The following is a 6,582-nucleotide window of genomic DNA, read 5'->3' as shown; positions in this document are numbered from 1 at the left end:
AAATGTGAAAAAGAGACGGGGAAGGGGTGGCCCGCGAAGTGGGTCGGGAGAGGGGAGCGCCGTCTCCGGAGAGGTTGCCCCCTCTCCCGCCTGCTCCGCAGGCACCCTCTCCCGCAGGGGGGAGAGGGTGGGGGCGTCATTGCCGACCCGCTCAATGCTGGCCCCCTTCGAGATAGGCGGCCTTCACCTGCGGGTTGTCGAGGAGTTCGCGGCCCGTGCCGCTCATCGTCACCGCGCCCGTCACCATGACGTAGCCGCGATGGGCCAGCTTGAGGGCGTGATAGGCGTTCTGCTCGACGATGAAGACGGTGAGCCCCTCGCGCTCGTTGAGCTCGCGAACGGCCGAGAAGATCTGCTTGACGATGAGCGGGGCGAGGCCGAGCGACGGCTCGTCGAGCATCAGGAGCTTCGGGCGGCTCATCAGGGCGCGGGCGATGGCGAGCATCTGCTGCTCACCGCCGGACATGGTGCCGCCGCGCTGGTCGAGCCGCTCCTTCAGGCGCGGGAACAGGACGCACATGCGCTCGAGATCCTCGGCGAAGTAGCGCCCGCCATGCAGGGCCGCGCCCATCTGCAGGTTCTCGCGCACGCTCATGCGGGAGAAGATGCGCCGCCCCTCCGGCGACTGGGCGATGTTGAGGCGCGCGATCTCGTGGGTCGCCATGCGGGTGATGTCGCGGCCCGCATAGGTGATGCTGCCGGTCCGTGCCTGCGGCTGGCCGAAGATCGTCATCATCAGGGTCGACTTGCCCGCCCCGTTGGCGCCGATCAGGGCGACGATCTCGCCCTCGTTCACGTGCAGATCGACGCCTTTCAGGGCCTGGATGCTGCCGTAATAGGCAGAGACGCCGCGCACATCGAGGAGCGGCGCCTGAAGCGCGCGGGTCTCCTCCACGAGGACGTTGATGCCGGCGACACTCATGCTTGCGTTCCCGTCAGGCCGACCTCGGCCTCCACCGCCGCCACCTCCTCGTCGTCGACGCCCAGATAGGCGGCGATGACGCGGGTATCGGTACGGATGTCGTCGGGCGTGCCGTCGGCGATCTTGGTGCCGTAATCGAGCACGACGATCCGGTCGGAGATCTGCATCACCACCGACATGTCGTGTTCGATGAGGAGGACGGAGGTGTCGTACTCGTCCCGGATCAGCCGCAGCAGGGTGTTCAGCTCCGAGGATTCGCGCGGGTTGAGGCCGGCGGCGGGCTCGTCGAGGCAGAGCAGCACCGGATCGGTGCACATGGCCCTGGCGATTTCGAGCCGGCGCTGATCGCCGTAGGGCAGGTCGCCGGCGGCATCGTCGGCCCGCGCCGTGAGACCGATCCGGTCGAGCCAGGCGGCGGCCTTCTCGATTCCCGCCTTCTCCGCGCTGCGATAGGCCGGCAGGCCGAGAATGCCGAGGATCGAGAAACCCGAGGCGCGCATCAGCGGCTTGTGCATGGCCACCAGCAGGTTCTCCAGCACGGTCATGCGCGGGAACAGGCGGATGTTCTGGAAGGTGCGGGCGACGCGGGCGAGCCGGTTCACGTCATGGCCGGGCAGGCGCTCGAGGAGGTAGGTCTCCCCGCCCTTCTGCACTAGGCGGATCATGCCCTCGCTCGGCTTGTAGAAGCCCGTGATGCAGTTGAAGACCGTGGTCTTGCCCGCGCCGTTGGGGCCGATCAGGGCCGTGATGTCGCCGCGCCCGACCTTGAACGAGAGGTCGTTGACGGCGGTGAGGCCGCCGAACCGCATGGTCAGGTGGTCGACGATCAGCACCGGATCGGCGGGGCCGCCGGGAATGGCGGCGGGGGGCTCGTCCTGCACCGTCGCGAGCCGGTTGATGCCTGTGGCGAGGGTCATCGGCCGCGCTCCGCGATGGTGACGGAGGGCGTTCGCTCGGAGATGAGGCCGCGCGGGCGGAACACCATCATCGCCACCATGGCGAGGCCGAACAGGAGCAGGCGGTACTCGTTGGGATCGAACCCCTCGCCGAACACGGCCTTGAGGAAGCCGAGATTGCGCAGGAGTTCGGGGCCGCCGATCATGACGATGGCGGCGATGGCGACGCCGATCTGGCTGCCCATGCCGCCAAGCACGACGATGGCCAGGATGATGGCGCTCTCCAGGAAGTTGAAGCTCTCCGGCGAGACGAAGGCCTGCCGCACGGCGAAGAACGATCCGGCGAAGCCCGCGAACATCGCCCCCAGGGCGAAGGCGGTGAGCTTGGTGATGGTGGTGTCGATGCCGAGCGAGCGGCAGGCGATCTCGTCCTCGCGCAGCGCTTCCCAGGCCCGCCCGAGGGGCAGGCGCCGCATGCGCAGGGTCACGAGGTTGGTGACGAGCGCCAGGACCAGGATCAGGTAATACAGGAAGACCAGCCGGTGCATGGCGTTGAAGCTGAGCCCGAACGTGGCGGCGAACCCGTTCTCACCCGCAGTGAAGGGCAGGCCGAAGAAGCTGACGCGCGGGATCGAGGAAATGCCGGCCGCGCCCCCCGAGAAGTCCGTCCAGTTGATGAGGACGAGGCGGATGATCTCGCCGAAGGCCAGGGTCACGATGGCGAGGTAATCGCCCCGGAGCCTGAGGACGGGAAAGCCCAGCAGAACGCCGAAGGCGGCGGCGAACAGGCCGGCCAAGGGCAGGCAGATCCAGAAGGACAGGCCGAACACCGTGGAGAGCAGGGCGTAGGAATAGGCCCCCACCGCGTAGAAGGCGACGTAGCCGAGGTCGAGCAGGCCCGCGAGGCCGACCACGATGTTGAGCCCCCATCCGAGCATGACGTAGGTCAGGATCAGGATGCCGAGATCGATCCAGTAGCGGCCCTCGCCGAGGGACCCGGTGAGGAGGCTGGCGAGGAGCGGCAGGGTGAGGGCGACCACGAGGGTGATGGGCGCGAGGATCGCGGCGAGGCGGCTCGCCCCTTCCACCACCGGCGCACGGGCGGCCCGCCGCCGCGCCCGCCCGGTGAGGTAGAGCTGCTGCACGAGGCGCAGGACGAAGATGGCGGCGCAGAGGGCGAAGACGGTGCCCCAGCGGCTGGTGATGACGAGGCCGATGCCCTGGCCGAGATCGGTGCGGTAGCTGACGATGGGCACGCACAGGCCCAGCGTCACCAGGGCGAACAGCCCGGCATCCTTGATCAGGCCGGGCAGGAGAGAGGCCTCGGCGCGGGCGGTCGCGGCGATGGGGGTGGTCGAACCGGATGCCACGTCAGACCTTCTCCACTTCGGGCCGGCCGAGGATGCCCGAAGGCTTGAAGATGAGCACGACGATGAGGATCAAGAAAGCGGCCACATCCTTGTACTCGATGGAGAAATAGGCCGACCAGAAGGTCTCGATCAGCCCGATGATGATCCCGCCTATCACGGCGCCGGGAAGCGAGCCGATGCCGCCGAGCACAGCGGCCGTGAAGGCCTTCACGCCGGGCACGAACCCGTCCGAGAACGAGACCACGCCGTAATAGAGCAGGTAGAGCGTGCCCGCGACGGCGGCCAGGGCGGCGCCGAGGACGAAGGTCAGGGAGATCGTGCGGTCGACGTTGATGCCGAGCAGCGCCGCCATGCGCCGGTCCTGCTCCACGGCGCGCTGCGCGCGGCCGAAAGGCGTCTTCTGAACGAGGTACCAGAAACCTGCGAGCAGCACGGCCGTGGTGATCATGATGATCGCCTGCTTGTAGGACAGGGTCACCGTGTACTGCTCGTTCTGGTAGAGCACGACAACATCGCGAACGAGGGGCGGCACCGGCTTGTTGCGGGCGCCCTGCACCACCTGGACGAAGTTCGACAGGAAGATCGACACGCCGATCGCCGAGATCAGCGGTGCGAGGCGGAACGAGCCGCGCAGGGGCCGGTAGGCCACCCGTTCGATCGCCCATCCCCACAGGGCGGTCAGCGCCATGGCGATGACGAGCACGATCAGGAAGACCAGGGCCACCGAGGACAGGCCGAGCCAGGTGGTGAGGATGAGGAACGCGATGAGCGCGATGAAGGCCGAGACCATGAAGACGTCGCCGTGGGCGAAATTCACCATGCCGATGATGCCGAAGACCATCGTGTAGCCGATGGCGATCAGGCCGTAGATCGACCCGAGGGTCAGGCCGTTGATGAATTGCTGGGCGAAGAATTCCATCGATGGGCTTTCGCGAATGGCATGCCAGATGGCCGCCCGGGGCTTTCCCGCGGCGGCCCACCGCCAGGATCGAGCGTGTTCGGCGCGGGCGAGTGTCTGCAAGAACGCTTCGGGGTCAATGCGGAAATCGCCACGGTCCGAAGGGATTGTCAGCCCTCGTCACGGTGCCGTCCCCGGAAAACGACGGCACGAAGAGACGAATACGCTCCGCCCGCACCCTGGCGTGGAGCAACTCGCCATCGACCCTACGGTTTCCCGTAGTACGCAGCGTCGCCCGGCACTGCCAGACATGCTCCGAAGACGGAGAGGCTGGCATGATCCACATCGTTACACCCGCCAACGAGACCATGTATCGCGACGAGATGGAACAGGCTTGGCGCCTGCGCCACGACATCTTCGTGACCGAGAAGGGATGGACGGACCTCGCCAAGCCGGATCGTCGCGAGATCGATCAATTCGATACGCCGCATGCCATCCATTTTCTGGCGATCGAGGAGAGCAGAGTCATCGGCTATAGTCGGCTTCTCCCGACGACACGCCCGCACCTGCTGTCGGACATCATGCCCCAACTGTGCGAAGGCGAACTCCCGCGCGGCAGCGATTGCTGGGAATGGACGCGGCAGGCGGTGGCGCGCTCGCACCGGGCGCGGGGCAAGGCGGTCAACCCGGTCTCCCTCGCTCTCCTCACCGGCATCGTCGAATGGGGAATGCATCACGGCGTGAACCGGCTCGTGCTGCAGATGCCGACGCTTTACCTGCTGCATGTGGTGCAGCTGCATTTCCGCGCCCGCCCGCTCGGCCTGCCCCACGCGATCAGCGGCGAGGACATCATCGCGGCGACCGCCGAATTCGACGAGCGCACCCTGGCGCGCCTGCGCAACGTCAGCGGCAATCCGGATTCGGTGCTCGCGCCGGCTTCCTACGCCTATCTCGCCGCCTGAGCGAAGGCCGCTCGACGACCCATCCAGACCATTTCGAAGAGGGGGCTCTTCGACAAGAGAAGAACAAGGGCTGACATCATGTACGCATCGGTGATCGAGAGAGACGAAAGTCTCGACTCGTTGGCAGGACATTGCATCGCGGCACGGACCATCATCGAGGCTTCGGGCACATCGGTGATGCGCCAATTGATCGACCTCCTTCTCTTCGAAATCGGCGTAGCCATGGCGAAGGCGACGGAGACCGAACAGCAGCCGGCACGCAGCAACTGACGCGGTGAAGGGTACGATCCCGCTCGGATTCGTGCCGTCTTGGTCCCGGCATCTCGAACCTGCTCCCTCGAACGAGGCGAGGACTCTGCCGACGGGCGCGGCCTCGCCATCGACATGGGGGACATGCGCAAGGGCCCACCGCTCTCCTGGCGGAGCAATACCGACCGCATCCATGCCGGCGAGGGCAAGGACGCCATCGTCGGGGGCAGGGCAGGGATGAACCAGTATCCGTCCGCGCGTGTTGAGCCCCGGTAGATCGCTCCGGATCGCACGGAAGAACCCACATGCCGACACTAGCCCGCACCCTTGCGCTCATCCTCGCAGTCTCCGCGGGGCCGGCACTCGCGCAGGAGGGACAGGCGGCCGAGGGGCGGCAGGCAGCCAAGCCTGCCTTCCTCACGCAGGCGCCGCTGGGTAGCGTCAAGGTGTCCAGGATCATCGGCCTGCGCGTGGTCGGCCAGGATCACGTCAAGGTCGGTACGATCGAGGACGTGATGGTGGACGGCAGCGGCCGCGCTCAGGCCGTGGTGATCGATGTCGGCGGCTTCCTCGGGGTCGGTGGCAAGAAGGTCGCGGTGCCCTTCGACCAATTGGTGTGGAACAGCCACGCGAAGGCGGGGCAGGCACCGGACCCCTCCATCGTCAAGCCGAAGGACGCCCCATCCGAGGCCCGGGCGGCCGAGGTGACCCCGGAGACCATGCCCGGCGCAAAGTCCGGCAACGCCGTCCTCAACGCGGAGACCACCGGCGACACCAACCAGGCCACCGGCCCAGCCGGCGCCGCCGTCACGACCGATGCCACGAAGGACCGGGCGACGGTCCAGATCGGAGAGCCGGTCGAGGCAGAGATCCGCCGCACGAAGGCGGAGCTGGAGGCAGCACCGGTCTTCACCTATCCGACGCAGACGGCGCCGTGATGCGTGGTTCGGGAATGGCCGCGACGATGTGGTCCGCTGGTTGAAGCACCCGTTTGAGGCGCAACGGGAAGCCTCCGGTCAGTCACGACCGGGCGCCATGCGGGTCAGACCGCCCGTAGAATCTCGCGAAGCGCGCCCGACATCATCGGCCCCTAGCCGGTATCGAGTCAGCGCAGCGATATTCAGACCGATTTCGATGTAACGAGCCCGGAGGCACTCGAGCCTTCATCGGGCATCAGACGCTTCGGGGTACATCAACTCGAAAGAGTTGGTGCGGCCAAGAGGACTCGAACCTCCACCCCTTGCAGGACTAGCACCTCAAGCTAGCGCGTCTACCAATTCCGCCA

General features: G+C 66.9%; 8 protein-coding genes. 4 read left to right on the top strand and 4 right to left on the bottom strand.

Annotation, left to right across the window (positions count from 1 at the left end; all coding sequences use genetic code 11):
• Window positions 1-151: 151 nt before the first annotated feature.
• The 4 genes from MBTS_RS19405 to MBTS_RS19390 all read right to left on the bottom strand — a co-directional run bounded on the left by MBTS_RS19405 (window position 152) and on the right by MBTS_RS19390 (window position 4,107).
• The gene (locus tag MBTS_RS19405) at window positions 152-922 is read right to left on the bottom strand and encodes an ABC transporter ATP-binding protein (protein WP_056250224.1); all 771 of its coding nucleotides are present in this window, start codon (window positions 920-922) and stop codon (window positions 152-154) included.
• Window positions 919-1,731 (bottom strand): ABC transporter ATP-binding protein, encoded by an 813-nt coding sequence (locus MBTS_RS19400; protein WP_051074405.1) that lies wholly within the window; start codon window positions 1,729-1,731, stop codon window positions 919-921. Before MBTS_RS19400 ends, MBTS_RS19405 begins: the two co-directional genes overlap by 4 nt.
• Before the next feature lie 104 nt (window positions 1,732-1,835).
• Complete coding sequence (livM, locus tag MBTS_RS19395; RefSeq protein WP_373321232.1) at window positions 1,836-3,188, bottom strand: high-affinity branched-chain amino acid ABC transporter permease LivM; 1,353 nt, start codon at window positions 3,186-3,188, stop codon at window positions 1,836-1,838.
• Between the two features lies 1 nt (window position 3,189).
• Window positions 3,190-4,107, bottom strand: coding sequence for a branched-chain amino acid ABC transporter permease (locus MBTS_RS19390; RefSeq protein WP_056142360.1), 918 nt, complete (start codon window positions 4,105-4,107; stop codon window positions 3,190-3,192).
• Between the two features lie 314 nt (window positions 4,108-4,421).
• Between MBTS_RS19390 and MBTS_RS19385 the strand changes: the two genes are divergently transcribed.
• The 4 genes from MBTS_RS19385 (at window position 4,422) to MBTS_RS19375 (ending at window position 6,235) form a co-directional block, all read left to right on the top strand.
• Window positions 4,422-5,048 carry an acyl-homoserine-lactone synthase gene (locus MBTS_RS19385; RefSeq protein ID WP_018044022.1) on the top strand — a complete coding sequence of 209 codons (627 nt, stop codon included), beginning with the start codon at window positions 4,422-4,424 and terminating at the stop codon, window positions 5,046-5,048.
• A 78-nt stretch (window positions 5,049-5,126) separates the two neighbouring features.
• Complete coding sequence (locus tag MBTS_RS19380; RefSeq protein WP_018044021.1) at window positions 5,127-5,318, top strand: hypothetical protein; 192 nt, start codon at window positions 5,127-5,129, stop codon at window positions 5,316-5,318.
• A 123-nt stretch (window positions 5,319-5,441) separates the two neighbouring features.
• A complete protein-coding gene (locus MBTS_RS24055) occupies window positions 5,442-5,573 on the top strand; it encodes a hypothetical protein (RefSeq protein WP_280529943.1) in 132 nt (43 codons plus the stop codon).
• Window positions 5,574-5,602: 29 nt separating this feature from the next.
• Complete coding sequence (locus MBTS_RS19375) at window positions 5,603-6,235, top strand: PRC-barrel domain-containing protein (protein WP_192216270.1); 633 nt, start codon at window positions 5,603-5,605, stop codon at window positions 6,233-6,235.
• Window positions 6,236-6,582: the final 347 nt, after the last annotated feature.

It is taken from the genome of Methylobacterium bullatum (genome assembly GCF_014845095.1).
Classification (GTDB): domain Bacteria; phylum Pseudomonadota; class Alphaproteobacteria; order Rhizobiales; family Beijerinckiaceae; genus Methylobacterium; species Methylobacterium bullatum.
This window is presented reverse-complemented; position numbering and strand designations above follow the sequence as displayed.